Genomic DNA, 15,445 nt, shown 5'->3' on the forward strand with positions numbered 1-15,445 from the left:
TATCCCTCCCGAAGTGGAGGGCGCCCTGGCGCCCGTGAACGCGTCCGCGCGAAGCAGTCGCCGACCCGCGCGGAAGCACCCCCACCCACTGACCCATGCGAAGCAGTCGCCGCGGCGCACTCGCCGACCCGCGCGGAAGCAACCACGCGAGACAGCACCTAAGAAGCAGCCAGCTCCGCCCGCACCTCTTCCCGCAGCCGCCCGTGACGGGACGGCTCCGGAGCAGCAGCGAGCAGCGTCTTCGTGTAGTCGTGCTGCGGGTTGAGGATGACCTCGTCGGACGGCCCCCGCTCCACGATGTCGCCCCGGTACATGACGATGATCTCGTCGCTGAAGTGCCGGGCGGTGGCGAGGTCGTGGGTGATGTAGAGGACGCCGAGGTTCTCCTCGCGCTGCAGGCGCGCGAGGAGGTTGAGCACCCCGAGCCGGATGGACACGTCGAGCATGGAGACGGGCTCGTCGGCGACGAGGAACCGCGCGCCGGGCGCGAGGGCCCGGGCGATGGCGACGCGCTGCCGCTGCCCGCCGGACATCTCGTGGGGCCGCTTCACCGCGTAGATCTCGGCGGGCGTGAGGTTGACGCGCTCCAGCAGGTCGTGGACGGCGGTCTCGAGCCCGGCCCCGGACGCGACGCCGTGCAGGCGCAGCGGCCGCTCCAGGTGGTGACCCACGGTGTGGTACGGGTTGAGCGACGCGAACGGGTCCTGGAAGACCATCTGGACCTGGTGCCGGTAGGACGCCAGCCCCTTCCCGCGCCGCAGCACGGGGTTCCCGTCGAGCAGGATCTCCCCGGTGGTCGGGGTCTCGAGCTGGGAGATCATCTTGGCCACGGTCGACTTGCCGGAGCCGGACTCGCCGACGAGCGCGATGGTCTTGCCCGGCTCGAGGGTGAAGGACACGTCGTTGACGGCCCGCAGCTTGGTGCTCCTCATCCCGTTGCGGACCTTGAACTCCTTGACGAGGTGGCGGACCTCGAGGCTGCCGCTCATGACGCCTCCTCCTCGGGGGCGTCCTGGGAGACGCCGGTGCGGACGAACGAGCCGCGGTCGCCAGTGAGGCTCGGGAACGAGCTCAGCAGCTGCCGCGTGTACGGGTGCTGGGCCCGCGCGTAGATCGACTCGGACGTGTCGAGCTCGACGATCTCGCCGGCGCGCATGACGGCGATGCGGTCGCTGATCTCGAGCAGCAGGGGCAGGTCGTGCGTGATGAACACGACGGCGAAGTTGAACCGCTCGCGCAGCCGCATGATCTCGCGGAGGATGCCGCGCTGGACGACGACGTCGAGCGCCGTCGTCGGCTCGTCCATGATCATGACCTGCGGGCTGAGCGCCATGGCCATCGCGATCATGACGCGCTGGCGCATGCCGCCGGAGAGCTCGTGGGCGAAGCTGTCGAGGCGCGTGGGGTCGACGCCGACGAGCTCGAGCAGCTCGGCGGACCGTTCGGCCCGCTCCTTCTTGCCCATCTGCGGCCGGTGGGTGGTGAGCACGTCGCCGAGCTGCTTGCGGATGCTGATGACCGGGTTGAGCGAGTTCATCGCGCCCTGGAACACCATGGAGACCTTGTCCCAGCGGAACGCCCGGAGCGAGTCGCCGGTGAGGCCGACGACGTCGATGTCGGTGCCGTTCGCGTCGTGGAACGTGACCTCGCCGGAGCGCAGGATCGCCGGCGGCTTGAGGAGCCGGTTGAGGCCGTAGGCGAGGGTCGTCTTGCCGCAGCCGGACTCGCCGGCGAGGCCGAGGATCTCGCCGCGGTGCAGCGTCAGCGAGACGTCCTGGACGGCGCGGACGGGCGGGTCGACCTCGTACTCGATGGAGACGTGCCGGGCGGTGAGGACCGGCTCGAGGCCGGCGACGTGCTCGGCGTGGGTCGCGGAGCTCAGCGGGCCCGTGGTGGTGGCGGTGGTCATACGTCGACCCTCTCCTTCTGGCCGGGCGAGTCCTGCGGGTCGGTCGGGGCGTCGTCGCCCGCGGGAACGGCGGCCGTAACGGGCTCGGCTGCGCCGCGCCCGAGCTTGTCCCGACCGGCCTTGCGGGCCTCGCGCACGCTCTTGGCGGCGGCCGGCGCGAGGCGCAGCTTCGGGTTGACGATCTCGTCGATGGCGAAGTTGACGAGCGACAGGCCGGTGCCGAACAGCGCGATCAGCAGGCCCGGCGGGACGAACCACCACCAGGCGCCGCGGGAGAGCGCGCTGCCGCCCTGCGCCTCGTTGAGCATGGTGCCCCACGTGATCTGGCCGTTGGGCCCGAGGCCGAGGTAGGACAGGCCGGCCTCGCCGAGGATCGACAGGATGATGGCGAACAGGAACTGCGACGCCAGCAGGGGCAGCAGGTTGGGCAGCACCTCGACGAGGATGATCCGCGGGGTCTTCTCGCCGGCCACGCGGGCGGCGGAGACGTAGTCGCGCACGCGCAGCGAGCGGGCCTGGGAGCGCAGCACGACCGCCCCGCCGGCCCAGCCGGTCACGCCGAGGATCAGGGCCACCAGCAGCGTGCTGCGCACCTGGAGGTAGCTGGCGATCACGATCATCAGCGGCAGGCCGGGGATGACGATCATGATGTTGGTGATCAGCGAGAGGACCTCGTCGGTCCAGCCGCGCATGTAGCCGGCGATGACGCCGAACAGGAGCGCCAGCACGATGGCGATGAGGCCGGCGGTCACGCCGACCAGCAGCGAGCCGCGGGCACCCTCGGCGAGCTGCGCGAGGACGTCGTAGCCGAGGCTCGTGGTGCCGAGCCAGTGGCCCGGCTGCGGCGGCAGCATCGGGTCGTTGGCGGAGCTGTGCGGGTCCTGCGTGAGGAACGGCCCGACGATCGCGAAGAGCAGGATCGCGCCGATGAGGACGAGCCCGGCGATCAGCTTGCCCGACATGGAGGGCAGCATCTGGCGGAGCGCGGACTTCTTCACGGGAGCCGCGGCGGCGGCCGTCGTCGTGTCGGGTGTCTGGGTATCAGTCATTGTGGCGCGTCCTCGGGTCCAGGAAGCCGTAGATGAGGTCCATGAGGAACAGCGCCGCGAGGACCGCGAGCGTGATGACGAGGAAGACCCCCTGCATCAGCGCGTAGTCGTTGTTGCGGACGGCCGTGATCATGAGCTTGCCGACGCCGGGGTAGGTGAAGACCTGCTCCATGACGAGCGAGCCGGCGACGACGAAGCCGAGGGAGACGCCGAACCCGGCGAGCGACGGCAGGGCCGCGTTCCGCATCGCGTAGGTGGTGAACACCCGGCGGGGCCGCAGGCCCTTGGCCTCGGCGGTGGTGACGTAGTCCTCCGACAGGGTGGAGACCATCATGTTGCGCATCCCGAGCAGCCAGCCGCCGACCGACGAGATCACGATCGTCAGCGCGGGGAGGAACGCGTGGTAGAGCACGGAGCCGACGAAGGCCCAGCTCCACTCGGGACCGTTGAAGTGGAAGACGTCGTAGGCGCCGATGATCGGGAACCACTGCAGGTTCACGGCGAACACGAAGATGAGGACGAGTGCCACCCAGAAGTACGGCAGCGACTGCAACATCGTGGTGCTGGGGACGAGGCTGTCCACCCACGTGCCGCGCTTCCAGCCGGCGAACGCGCCGAGCCCGATGCCCAGCACGAACGAGATGATCGTGGCGGTGCCGACCAGGCCGAGGGTCCACGGGATCGCGTCGCCGATGAGCTCGGTGACGGGCGTCGGGAAGTTGGTGATGGAGACGCCGAGGTTGCCGGTGAGGACGTTCTTCCAGTACGTGAGGTACTGGTCCCACAGGGACTGGTTCTCGGCGGCGCCGAGGAGGAGCCGGATGCTGTTCTCGGTGCCCGCCGGGATGCCTCCGGCGCGCTGCAGCTTGGCCATGAGGATGTCGAACGGGTCACCCGGCAGCAGGCGCGGGATGAAGAAGTTCAGCGAGATCGCGGCCCACAGCGTGACTGCGTAGAAGGCGATCCGCCTCAGGTAGAACTTCATGGGGTCGGGCCGCCCTTCGGGTTCGCGGGCATGCGGCTCCTCCTCGTTGGTGCGTCACGTCGTCGTGGTGCTGGTGGTGCAGGGCGCGGGTGCGCCGGACCGGGCGACCGACGGGCGGGCCCGCCGGTCACCCGGTCTGGTGGGTCGACTACTCGGCGCCGCCGAGCTTGCCGAGGATGACGCCCGAGGACGGGCCCTGCCACGACGGCGGGAACATGTACATGTCGTCGTCGGTGGGCCAGCCGGAGTAGGCCGTCGTGTTGAAGAACGTCTGCGACGCGTTCACGACCAGCGGGATGTACGGCAGGTCCTCGACGATGTGCTCCTGGACGGTGGCGTAGGCGTCCTTCTTGGCGGCCTCGTCGTTCGTCTCGGAGGCGGCCTGGACGGCCGCGTTCACGTCGTCGTTGTCGTACCGGGAGAAGTTCCACTCGCCGGGCTCGAGGGCCTTGCCGACCTTCTGGGTGTAGTCGCCGGTGAACCACTCGCGGTAGATCTGGAACGGGTCGGCGATCGAGGTGCCGACGACGCCGCCCATGATGAGCTCGAACTCGCCGGAGACGCGGGCGTCGGCGAACTCGTTCCACGAGATGGTGGACGCGGTCACCTTGATGCCGGCCGCCTTGGCCTGCTCCTCGATGAGCTTTGCGGCGCTGTTGTAGTCCGTCCAGCCGTCGACCGACGTGAGCGTCAGGTCGATCGCCTTGCCGTCCTTGCCGTAGAAGCCCTTGTCGTCCTTGGTGTAGCCGGCGTCCTCGAGGATCTTCGCGGCGGCCGCGGCGTCCGCGGTCTGCGGCGACTCCTTGGGCATGCCGTCGGCGATCCACTTGTCGTCGCGCCCGAGCAGGGCGAACGTCGGCGAGATCTCCTTGGCGAGGCCGACGAAGGCCTTGTCGTTGATCGCCTTGCGGTCGATCGCGACGTTGAGGGCCTGGCGGACGGCGACGTCCGTCTGGTCGCCCTCGCAGCCGAGGTCGACGTTGGCGCAGGTGTACAGCACGGTCGGGTCGACCGGGGTGTTCACGTAGCCGTACGCACCGGTCGACGTGACGCGGTCCGGGTCGGGGACGAACATCGTCGACCAGTCGATCTGGCCGGTGGTGAGCAGGTCCTCGGCGGACTGGTTCTGGTCGATGCCGACGTACCGCAGCGAGGCGACCTTCGGGGTGCCGCCCCAGTAGTTCGGGTTGGCCTTGGCGGTGTAGGCCGCGTTCGAGGTGCTGTCCACCATGTACGGGCCGGTGCCGACGGGCTTCTCCGCGTTGGCCCAGGCCACCAGGCCCTCGAGCGCGTTGCCCTCGGCGTCCTTGCCGGAGTCCTTCTCGTGCTCGGCGAAGACGTGCTCCGGCACGATGTAGGTGCTGCCGAGGATCGCGAACTCGTTGGCGTAGGCCGGGTCGTCGAACGAGAAGACGACCGTGGACTCGTCCTTCGCGACGGCGTCCTTGAGGTACACGGGCTTGGCGGTGGCGTTGGTGAACGAGTAGACGACGTCGTCGGCGGTGAACGCCTCGCCGTCGTTCCACGTCACACCCTGGCGGATCTTGACCGTGAGCTCGGTGCCGTCCGCGTTCCACTCGTAGGACTCGGCCAGCATCGGCGTCGGGTCCACGTCCTGGAGCTTGTTGAAGGCGAAGAGCGTCTCGTAGATGCCGCCGTTGGCGAGGTGGAGCACGCCCACGGCGTAGGGGTTGAAGTTGGCCGTGATCGGGGTCTGGGAGCCGGCCCAGATCACGAGCTCGCGGTCGGTGGCCTTGCCCTCGGCCGCGGGGGCGCTCGAGGAGCTCCCGTCCTTGTTGCCCTCCCCGTCGCCACCGGAGCACCCGGCGGCCAGGAGGGTCACGCTCGTGAGGGCAGCGGCCGCCATCAGCCACCGGCCTCGCGTCGTACGTCGGTTCATCGTGGGTCCTTCCGGAAGGCGACGCGTCGTCACGCCGCGGTGGTACCGCAATGGCCGTAGGGCAGGAACCTTAACGAATACATCGGGGTGGTCCGCTAGGGGTTGAATCGTTATAAGGCAGGAGTGTTATCAAAACGTCACCTCGTGCGGTCACGACGCCGACGACCGGGCCGGCCTCACGTCTCGGCCCGCTGTCTCGTCGGGACGGTGGACGACCACGAGGACCACTCAGGACGGAGCCCACCATGACCGCGACACAGGACCACCCCGCCGAGATCCGGCGACGGCTCGGGTCGATCGCCGACGCCCTGCGCGCCAAGGACCTCGACGTGCTGCGCGACCTCTACGCGGACGACGTCGTGTCGTTCGACGTCGAGCCGCCCCTGCAGCACGTCGGGATCGACGCCAAGCTGCGCAACTGGACGCGGGTGTTCGACACCTTCGCCACGGTCGACTACGAGCTGCGCGACCTCACCCTCACCGTCGACGACCGCGTCGCCTTCGGGCACGCGTTCGGCCGGCTCAGCGGCACCCTCGCCGACGGCACGGCCGTGGGCGGCATGTGGGTGCGCGGGACGTTCGGCCTGCGCCGCGACGGCGACCGCTGGGTGGTCGCGCACGACCAGGTCTCGGTGCCGCTCGACGTGCGCACCGGCGCCGGGATCACCGACCTCGAACCCTGACCGACGGCCGCCCGGCCGGGGCGGCCGGCGTCGGTGCCGCGTCAGGGCAGCGTCAGGGCAGCGTCAGGGCACGGTGAACAGCACCCGCCGCTCGGGGACGGACGCCGCGGCGAGGGTCGCCCGGACGCGCTCGCCGAGGGGCAGGTCGGCGCCGTCGACGCGCGCCCGGACCGCAGGCTCGGTCAGCATCATCTCGCCGCGCTGCACCCCGCCCTCGGCGTCGCCCTTCGCACCGCGCACGTCCACGACGACGCCGTCGAACCCCTCGCCCTCGCGGCCCGCCAGCAGCGCCGCCTCGACGATGTCGACGCTGCCGCGCTCGAACGCACCGGCCGTGCGGGACGCCGCCGCCATCGTCTCGGGCAGGGCGGGCAGGGCGTCGGCCACCCAGGCCGGCACCTCCCGCCCCGCGCCGTGCGCGAGGCACACCTCGGTGGCGTAGCGGTCGGCGAGCCGGCGCAGCGGCGCGGTGACGTGGGCGTACTCGGCGGCGATCGCCGCGTGCCGCGCGTCGGCCGGGAGCGGTACCGGCGCCCCGCCGTCGGGCCCCGGCACCCCGAATGCCAGGTAGCCCGCGCCGCGGAAGAGCGACGTCGCCTCGGAGAGGAACGCCGCGTGGGCCGGGCGGCGCGACTCCAGCGTGGGCACGAGCTGCGCGTACGAGACGTCGTCCGACCAGTCGATGCCCAGCGCGGCGGCGGTGCGCCGCAGCCGCGCGACGTCCCGGTCGTCGGCGGGCGGCAGAGTGCGGAACAGGCCCACCCCGGCCTCGCGCATCATCGCGGCCGCGGCGATGCCGGTGAGGAGCGAGATCTGCGCGTTCCACCCCTCCACGGGCAGCGTGCGGCGCAGCTCGAGGGCGAACGTGCCGTCCTCGTGCGGCACGATCTCCTGCTCGGGCACCTCCAGCGACACCCCGCCGCGGTCGCGCTCGCGCGCCTGGCGCAGCCGCCCGACGTCGGCCAGCAGGGCCAAGGAGTCGGACGCCGTGCCGGCGTCGAGCTGGGCCTGCGCCTCGCCGTAGGTGAGGCGGGCCCGGGAGCGGACCGTCGCGCGCGTCACCGAGGTGCTGGTGATCTCGCCCTCCGCGTCCAGCCCGATCGTCCACAGGACGGCGGGCCGGTCCTCGTCGGGCAGCAGGCTGGCGGCGCCCTCGGACAGGACGGGCGGGTGCAGCGGCGTGCGCACGTCCGGGCCGTAGACCGTGGTGCCGCGCCGGTGGGTCTCGGCGTCGAGCGCGCCGCCCGGGGCCACGAAGGCGGCGACGTCCGCGATGGCGTAGCGCACGATGTAGCCGCGGCCGGACGACGCGACGTGGACCGCCTGGTCGAGATCCATGGAGCCCGGCGGGTCGATGGTCACGAGCTCGACGTCGCGCCGATCCTGCCGCGCCTGGCCGCCGTCGACCGACGAACCGCCGCCCTTCGCGGCCTCCTGCGCCTCGTCGCGGACCGCGGCGGGGAACATTGCGGGCAGCCCCACCTCGGCGCGGAGTGCGGCGAGGGCGTCCGCGACCTCGGCCGGGCCGGCATGGGCGAGATGGAGCTGACGCGTCGGCACGGCTCGACGGTAACGGCGCGCCGTCGGGGCCGCGCGGCGAGCGGCCGCCGCACCGGTATGGCGTGCGTCCCGTTTTCGACAGGCTCCGCCGCGGCCAGATATCTTGATGTCAAACAATCTCTCGTCCATCACTGCCCTGCCTAGGGAGCATCGCCGCATGACCACCGAGTCCCGGCCCGAGGCCGCCACGATCATCTACACGCACACCGACGAGGCGCCGCTGCTCGCGACGTACTCGTTCCTCCCGATCGTCGAGGCGTACGCCGCCCAGGCCGGGGTCACGCTCGAGACGCGCGACATCTCCCTCGCCGGTCGCATCCTGGCCCAGTTCCCGGAGCGCCTGAGCGACGACCAGCGCATCGGCGACGCCCTCGCCGAGCTGGGCGCGCTGGCCACCACCCCCGAGGCCAACATCATCAAGCTGCCGAACATCTCGGCCTCCCAGCCGCAGCTCAAGGCCGCGATCGCCGAGCTGCAGGGCCAGGGCTACGACGTGCCCGACTACCCCGAGGACCCGCAGACCGACGCCGAGAAGGACGTGCGCGCCCGGTACGACAAGGTCAAGGGCTCGGCCGTCAACCCCGTGCTGCGCGAGGGCAACTCGGACCGCCGCGCGCCCGCCTCGGTGAAGAACTACGCCAAGGCGCACCCGCACCGCATGGGCGCCTGGTCGGCGGACTCGAAGACGAACGTCGCGACGATGAGCTCCGGCGACTTCTTCTCCCACGAGAAGTCGGTCGTGATCCCCGCCGACGACACCCTGACGATCCGCCTGGTCACCCCGGCCGGCTCGACCGTGCTCAAGGACGGCCTGAAGGTCGAGGCCGGCGAGGTCGTCGACGGGACGTTCATGTCCGTCGCGGCGCTGAACACCTTCCTCGCGGAGCAGGTCGCCCGCGCCAAGGCGGAGGGCGTGCTGTTCTCCGCGCACCTCAAGGCCACGATGATGAAGGTCTCCGACCCGATCATCTTCGGCCACGTCGTGCAGGCGTTCTTCCCGGCGTTGTTCGAGCAGTACGGCGACCAGCTCAAGGCCGCGGGCATCTCCCCCAACGACGGCCTCGGCGGCCTCCTCGCCGCCGTCGACACGCTGCCCGACGGCGCCGCCATCAAGGCCGCCGTCGAGCAGGGCCTGGCCGACGGCCCGGCGCTCGCCATGGTCGACTCCGACCGCGGCATCACCAACCTGCACGTGCCGTCCGACGTCATCATCGACGCCTCCATGCCCGCGATGATCCGCGGCGGCGGCCACATGTGGGGCCCTGACGGCAAGGAGCACGACACGCTCGCCGTCATCCCTGACTCGTCGTACGCGGGCGTCTACCAGACCGTCATCGACGACTGCCGCGCGAACGGCGCCCTCGACCCGGCCACGATGGGCTCCGTGCCCAACGTCGGCCTCATGGCCAAGAAGGCCGAGGAGTACGGCTCGCACGACAAGACGTTCGAGATCCCCGCCGACGGCACCGTCGAGGTCGTGAACGCGGCCGGCGACGTGCTGCTGAGCCACGACGTCCAGGCCGGCGACATCTGGCGCGCCTGCACCACCAAGGACGTCGCCATCCGCGACTGGGTCAAGCTCGCCGTCAACCGCGCCCGCGCCACCGGCTCCCCCGCCGTGTTCTGGCTCGACGCGCAGCGCGGCCACGACGCGCAGCTCATCGCCAAGGTCGAGGAGTACCTGGGCGACCACGACACCGAGGGCCTCGACATCCACGTCATGGCGCCGGCCGAGGCGACGGCATTCTCCCTCGCGCGCATCCGCCAGGGCCTGGACACCATCTCGGTGACCGGCAACGTGCTGCGCGACTACAACACGGACCTGTTCCCCATCCTCGAGCTGGGGACGTCGGCCAAGATGCTGTCCGTCGTGCCGCTGATGAACGGCGGCGGGCTCTTCGAGACCGGCGCCGGCGGCTCCGCCCCGAAGCACGTGCAGCAGCTGCTCGCGGAGAACTACCTGCGCTGGGACTCGCTCGGCGAGTTCTTCGCGCTGGCCGCGTCGTTCGAGCACCTGGCCACGGCCACCGGCAACGCGCGCGCCCAGGTGCTCGCGGACACCCTCGACCGCGCCACGGGCACGTTCCTCGACCAGGACAAGTCCCCGACGCGCCGCGTCGGCGGGATCGACAACCGCGGCTCGCACTTCTACCTGGCGCTGTACTGGGCCCAGGAGCTCGCCGCGCAGTCGGAGGACGCCGAGCTGGCCGCCGCGTTCGGGCCGCTGGCCGCGTCGCTCGCCGAGCAGGAGTCGACGATCGTCGCCGAGCTCGTCGGCGTGCAGGGCTCGCCCGCCGACATCGGCGGCTACTACCGCCCCGACGCGGCCAAGGCCGCCGCGGTGATGCGCCCGTCCGCCACCTTCAACACGGCGCTCGAGGCCCTGTAGCGCCGAGGTAGTCCGGAATCTCGCGAGGTAGTTCGAAAATCGCCGAGGTAGTTCCCCCGGGGTGGTCCGACCTCCTAGGGGGAACTACCTCGGCGTGCTACCAGGACCAGCCGCGGGAGCTGAGCTCCAGCTCCTCGCGCAGCCGCTCCGCGGACTCGGCGCGCTCGCCGGCGCGCACCGGCAGGTCGACGACGCTCAGCCCGGCGAGGCGGCACGCCTCCCGGAGCAGGGCGTCGTACGCCGACTGCGCCGCGCGGGAGTGGTGCGCACGCGCGTACACCTGCGGGTCGTCGTCGATGGCGCGCAGTTCGCGCGAGAGCTCACCCAGGCGCACCTGGACGGTCAGCGTCAGGAGCGGGTCGGACGCGAGGTCCCGACGGCGGCGCGACCGCCGCTCGACGGCCTCCCGGTGCGCTCCCGAGCGCACCCACGACCATGCGGCGACCGTCACGAACGCCACGACCGCCACCGTCACGAGCGCCAGCTGCCACGTCATCGGAGCACCACCTCCGCACCCTTTTTCAGCCTATGCCGGGCGCGTCGCGCACGCGACAATCGGCGGCATGCCGGCGCACCGGGCCCTCGCGGCGACCATCCTCGCGGTGGTCGCGCTGCTCCTGGCGGCCTGCGGCTCCCGGGTGCCGCCGCAGTCGGCGGAGCCGCCCCTGGTGCTCGCGGCCGCCGAGGCGCTGCCGCCCGGCGCGACCGGCAGCGTCGACGTCGGCGGTCGGCCCGTCCAGGTCCACGTGCCGCCCTCGTACGACCCCGCCCGCCCGGCCCCGCTGGTCGTCGTCCTGCACGGCCTCGGCTCCGGCGCCGCCCGCGTGGACGCCGCCCTCGGGCTGCGCGACGGGGCGCTCGCGCGCGGCGTGCTCTACGCCCTGCCCGAGGGGACGGAGGGCCCCGACGGCCGGCGGTTCTGGAACGCGAGCGACGCCTGCTGCGGCGTCGACCGCGCCGGCGTCGACGACTCCGCCTACCTCGCTCTCGTGATCCGCACGCTCGGGGCCACGTACGCCGTGGACCCGGACCGGGTCGCCGTCGTCGGGTACTCGAACGGCGGGTTCATGGCCTACCGCACGGCGTGCGACCACGCCGACCTCGTGTCCGTCGCCGTGTCGCTCGCGGGGGCGATGCCCGCGGACGAGGGCGCCTGCCGTCCCTCGCGCGCGGTGACCGTCGTGCAGGCGCACGGCACCGCCGACGCCGTCATCCGCGCGGACGGCGGGGTCCGCGACGGGCACGCCTACCCGTCGGCCGCGAGGTCCGCCGCCGACTGGGCACGCCTCGACGGCTGCGACCCGGCGCCCACGGGCGCCACCGCAGGGCGCGACCTCGACGGGGCGATCCCCGAGGCCGAGACCACCGCGACGACGTGGGACGGGTGCTCGGGCGGCACCTCGGTCGAGCTGTGGTCGATCGCGGGCGCCGGGCACGCCCCCGCCCTCACCGGGACGTTCGCGACGTCGGTGCTCGACCTCGTGACGGGCGAGCGCTGAGCCGTCTGCCTGTCTGCCAGCGCCCGACCAAGGCTCGCCTGGCCTTGCTGGCGGCGCGCGGGAAGGCTCCCTAACCTGGAATGGTTCAAGAGAGCGATCGTCACCGGAAGGAAGGTTCACCCATGACCACTCCCACGATGAAGCGCATCACTCCCCGCGCCGCCGCGTCCGACACCCTCCGCGCCCACCTGCAGCGCGTGCTCGTCGCGCTGGTCGACCTGCACGTCCAGGGCAAGCAGGCCCACTGGAACGTCACCGGCCGCGGGTTCCGCGACCTGCACCTCCAGCTCGACGAGCTGGTCGACGTCGCCCGCGAGCACAGCGACGCCGTCGCCGAGCGGCTCCGCGCGCTCCAGGCCGTGCCGGACGGGCGCACCGAGACCGTCGCCACCACGACGGACCTGTCCCCGTACCCCGCTGGCCTGGTGTCCGTCGAGGACACGGTCGACGCGATCGTCGAGCGCGTGGCGCAGGCCACGGAGGTCGCGCGCGAGGTGCACGACGACGTCGACGCGGAGGACCCGACCACGGCCGACCTGCTGCACGAGATCATCACCGACCTCGAGAAGCAGGCGTGGATGATCTCGTCGGAGAACCACGAGGTCTGAGCCGGCCCGCGGGCGATCGCCCGGACCCGGTCACGACGACGGCGCGCCCCCGGTCGGGGACGCGCCGTCGTCGTTCGTCGAGGCCTGTGCCGGTCAGATCACGCCGAAGGCGATCATCGCGTCGGCCACCTTGGTGAAGCCCGCGATGTTCGCGCCGACGACGTAGTCGCCCGGGGCGTCGTACTCCTCCGCCGTGGCGAGGCAGTTGTCGTGGATGTTGGTCATGATCTCCGCGAGGCGGGACTCGGTGTGCTCGAAGCTCCACGAGTCGCGGGACGCGTTCTGCTGCATCTCGAGCGCCGAGGTGGCCACACCGCCGGCGTTGGCCGCCTTGCCCGGGCCGAACAGCACGCCGGCGTCGCGCAGGAGCCCCACGGCCTCGGGCGTCGTGGGCATGTTGGCGCCCTCCGCGACGGCGCGCACGCCGTTCGCAACGAGCTGCTTGGCGTCCGCCTCGCTGAGCTCGTTCTGCGTGGCGCACGGCAGCGCGACGTCGGTGGGGACGTCCCAGATGCTGCCGTCGGTCACGAGGCGCGCGCCCGGGCGGCGCTCCACGTAGTCCGCGACGCGGCCGCGCTCCACCTCCTTGATCTCCTTGAGGAGGTCGAGGTCGATGCCGGCCTCGTCGACGACGTAGCCGGAGGAGTCGGAGAACGTCACGACGCGGCCGCCGAGCTGCGCGGCCTTCTCGGCGGCGTAGATCGCGACGTTGCCGGAGCCGGAGACCGAGACGCGGCGGCCGTCCAGGCTCTCGCCCTGCGTGCCGAGCATGCTCTGCGCGAAGAGGACCGCGCCGTAGCCGGTGGCCTCACGACGCACGAGCGAGCCGCCCCAGGTGAGGCCCTTGCCGGTGAGCACGCCGGACTCGTAGCGGTTGGTGATCCGCTTGTACTGCCCGAACAGGTACCCGACCTCGCGGGCGCCCACGCCGATGTCGCCGGCCGGCACGTCCGTGTACTCGCCGATGTGGCGGTACAGCTCGGTCATGAACGACTGGCAGAACCGCATGACCTCGCCGTCCGAGCGGCCGCGCGGGTCGAAGTCGGAGCCCCCCTTGCCGCCGCCGATGGGCAGGCCGGTGAGCGCGTTCTTGAAGATCTGCTCGAAGCCGAGGAACTTCACGATCCCCAGGTAGACCGAGGGGTGGAAGCGCAGGCCGCCCTTGTACGGGCCGAGGGCCGAGTTGTACTCGACGCGGAAGCCGCGGTTGATCCGCACGCGGCCGGTGTCGTCGACCCACGGCACGCGGAAGATGATCTGCCGCTCGGGCTCGCAGATGCGCTCGAGGACCGCCGCCTCCACGTACTGCGGGTTCTTGCGCAGCACCGGGCCCAGCGACTCGAAGACCTCGCGCACGGCCTGGTGGAACTCCACCTCGCCGGGATTGCGCCGCAGCACCTCGGCGAACACTGGCTGCAGACGGTCTTCCATCGGGGCTCCTCCCGGTCGGTGGGGACGCGCCCGCGGGCCCGGGAGGGCGGCACGGCACACGCACGACCTTCGCAGGGTAGCCGACCGGCGAGACGCCATCTCACGCGGCGAGACGGCGCGATCCGGTCCCCGGAGGCCCGTGGTGCGATCTCTCGCGCCGACCGGGCAGGTGACGCGAGAGTTCACGTCGTCGAAGGCCTTCGACGACGGAAGCCCCACGTGGCGCGCGTCTCATCCGCGGCCCGCCTCATCCGTTCGGATGAGGCCGCCGTCCCCGGCCGTGCGATGCCTCGGCCGTCCGCGGCGTCGCACGCTGGACGCCGGAGCCGAGACGCGGCTCGTGGAAGCAGTCAGGAGAGCTCGATGAACAAGCGACTCGTCGCCACCGTCACCGCCGCCGCGGCCCTCGGCGGCCTGGGCCTGGTCGGCGCCCAGCCGGCCCTCGCGCAGGGGGACGTCGACCACGGGCGCCCCGCCTCGTACGCGCTCACCGGCGACCCCGAGGGCAGCCGGTTCGAGGGCATCGGCGCCGACCAGCGCCGCGGCACCTTCTACGTCAGCGAGGTCACCGGCGGCGAGATCCATCGCGGCGACGTGCGCGACGGCCGGACCAAGGAGTGGCTGCCCGAGGGCGCCGACGGCCGCACCACGGCGCGCGGCATCACCGTGGACGCCGCGGGGAACGTCTACGTCGCCGGCGGCCCGAACGGTCTCACGGGCGACCGCCCCGACCTGTGGGTGTACTCGCCCGAGGGCGACCTGCTCGCCGCGCTCCAGGTGCCCGCCGACGAGGCGTTCCTCAACGACGTCGCGATCGGCCCGGACGGCGCCGCCTACTTCACCGACTCCAACGACCCCCGCATCTACCGCGTCGCGCAGGGGGCGGACGGCTGGGAGGCCGAGGTCTGGGCCGACGCCACCGGCACGGTCGAGCGCCAGGAGGGCTTCAACCTCGGCGGCATCGTGCTGTCGGCCGACCGCAGCGCGTTCGTCGTCGCGCAGGGCAACACGGGCGACCTGTGGCGCTTCGGGCTCGACGGCTCGGTCCGCGCGATCGACACCGGTGCCGCGGACCTCGTGAACGCCGACGGCCTCGTGCGGCAGGGCAACCGCCTCACCGTGGTGCGCAACTTCGACCACGCGATCGCCACGCTGCGGCTGTCCGCCGACGGATCGCAGGCCCGCTACCTCGGCCAGCAGGACACCGACCCGACCAAGGTCTTCACCACGGCCAAGGAGCTCCGCGGGCGCGTCCTTTTCGTCGAGAGTGAGTTCGGCGACGGCCCCGCCACCCCGCCCTACCAGGTGACGACGAACCCCTTCGCCGGCTGACCCGCTACCCCACTGCCCAGAACGCTGTGAGCGGGGGGGGGGGGGGGGGGTTTGGGGGTACGGAGGAGAACAAAACAAAAAAAGAACGGGCTTGTCGGCC

13 protein-coding genes are annotated in these 15,445 nt (G+C 71.9%); 5 read left to right on the top strand and 8 right to left on the bottom strand.

Annotated features, from left to right (window positions below):
• Window positions 1–158: 158 nt before the first annotated feature.
• The 5 genes from ACWF41_RS06955 to ACWF41_RS06975 all read right to left on the bottom strand — a co-directional run bounded on the left by ACWF41_RS06955 (window position 159) and on the right by ACWF41_RS06975 (window position 5,843).
• Window positions 159–989, bottom strand: coding sequence for an ABC transporter ATP-binding protein (locus tag ACWF41_RS06955; RefSeq protein ID WP_380324165.1), 831 nt, complete (start codon window positions 987–989; stop codon window positions 159–161).
• Entirely contained in the window at window positions 986–1,909 is a 924-nt protein-coding gene (locus ACWF41_RS06960; protein WP_380324168.1) for an ABC transporter ATP-binding protein, read from the bottom strand. The genes ACWF41_RS06955 and ACWF41_RS06960 overlap by 4 nt, the downstream gene beginning before the upstream one ends.
• Window positions 1,906–2,958, bottom strand: a complete 1,053-nt coding sequence (locus ACWF41_RS06965) for an ABC transporter permease (protein ID WP_380324171.1) — start codon at window positions 2,956–2,958, stop codon at window positions 1,906–1,908. The genes ACWF41_RS06960 and ACWF41_RS06965 overlap by 4 nt, the downstream gene beginning before the upstream one ends.
• Window positions 2,951–3,943 carry an ABC transporter permease gene (locus ACWF41_RS06970; protein ID WP_380324174.1) on the bottom strand — a complete coding sequence of 331 codons (993 nt, stop codon included), beginning with the start codon at window positions 3,941–3,943 and terminating at the stop codon, window positions 2,951–2,953. The genes ACWF41_RS06965 and ACWF41_RS06970 overlap by 8 nt, the downstream gene beginning before the upstream one ends.
• A gap of 148 nt (window positions 3,944–4,091) precedes the next feature.
• A complete protein-coding gene (locus ACWF41_RS06975; protein WP_380324177.1) occupies window positions 4,092–5,843 on the bottom strand; it encodes an ABC transporter substrate-binding protein in 1,752 nt (583 codons plus the stop codon).
• Between the two features lie 245 nt (window positions 5,844–6,088).
• Between ACWF41_RS06975 and ACWF41_RS06980 the strand changes: the two genes are divergently transcribed.
• The gene (locus ACWF41_RS06980; protein WP_380324180.1) at window positions 6,089–6,526 is read left to right on the top strand and encodes a YybH family protein; all 438 of its coding nucleotides are present in this window, start codon (window positions 6,089–6,091) and stop codon (window positions 6,524–6,526) included.
• Between the two features lie 63 nt (window positions 6,527–6,589).
• Here the strand turns inward: ACWF41_RS06980 and ACWF41_RS06985 are convergent, their stop codons facing one another.
• Window positions 6,590–8,086, bottom strand: coding sequence for an RNB domain-containing ribonuclease (locus tag ACWF41_RS06985; RefSeq protein ID WP_380324183.1), 1,497 nt, complete (start codon window positions 8,084–8,086; stop codon window positions 6,590–6,592).
• Between the two features lie 157 nt (window positions 8,087–8,243).
• Between ACWF41_RS06985 and ACWF41_RS06990 the strand changes: the two genes are divergently transcribed.
• The gene (locus tag ACWF41_RS06990; RefSeq protein ID WP_380324186.1) at window positions 8,244–10,475 is read left to right on the top strand and encodes an NADP-dependent isocitrate dehydrogenase; all 2,232 of its coding nucleotides are present in this window, start codon (window positions 8,244–8,246) and stop codon (window positions 10,473–10,475) included.
• Between the two features lie 97 nt (window positions 10,476–10,572).
• On the opposite strand, the gene ACWF41_RS06995 is transcribed toward ACWF41_RS06990, so the two are convergent.
• Window positions 10,573–10,971, bottom strand: coding sequence for a hypothetical protein (locus tag ACWF41_RS06995; protein ID WP_380324189.1), 399 nt, complete (start codon window positions 10,969–10,971; stop codon window positions 10,573–10,575).
• A gap of 67 nt (window positions 10,972–11,038) precedes the next feature.
• Here ACWF41_RS06995 and ACWF41_RS07000 point away from each other — a divergent pair, with 67 nt between their 5' ends.
• Complete coding sequence (locus ACWF41_RS07000) at window positions 11,039–11,974, top strand: alpha/beta hydrolase family esterase (protein WP_380324192.1); 936 nt, start codon at window positions 11,039–11,041, stop codon at window positions 11,972–11,974.
• 122 nt (window positions 11,975–12,096) lie between these two features.
• Window positions 12,097–12,582: a Dps family protein gene (locus ACWF41_RS07005; protein ID WP_380324194.1), complete on the top strand. Its 486-nt coding sequence runs from the start codon at window positions 12,097–12,099 to the stop codon at window positions 12,580–12,582.
• Window positions 12,583–12,675: 93 nt separating this feature from the next.
• Here ACWF41_RS07005 and gdhA read toward each other — a convergent pair whose 3' ends face one another.
• Window positions 12,676–14,013, bottom strand: a complete 1,338-nt coding sequence (gene gdhA / locus ACWF41_RS07010; RefSeq protein ID WP_380327071.1) for an NADP-specific glutamate dehydrogenase — start codon at window positions 14,011–14,013, stop codon at window positions 12,676–12,678.
• Window positions 14,014–14,376: 363 nt separating this feature from the next.
• Between gdhA and ACWF41_RS07015 the strand changes: the two genes are divergently transcribed.
• A complete protein-coding gene (locus ACWF41_RS07015) occupies window positions 14,377–15,345 on the top strand; it encodes an SMP-30/gluconolactonase/LRE family protein (protein WP_380327074.1) in 969 nt (322 codons plus the stop codon).
• Window positions 15,346–15,445 lie beyond the last annotated feature (100 nt).

This window comes from Isoptericola sp. NPDC055063 (genome assembly GCF_053608125.1).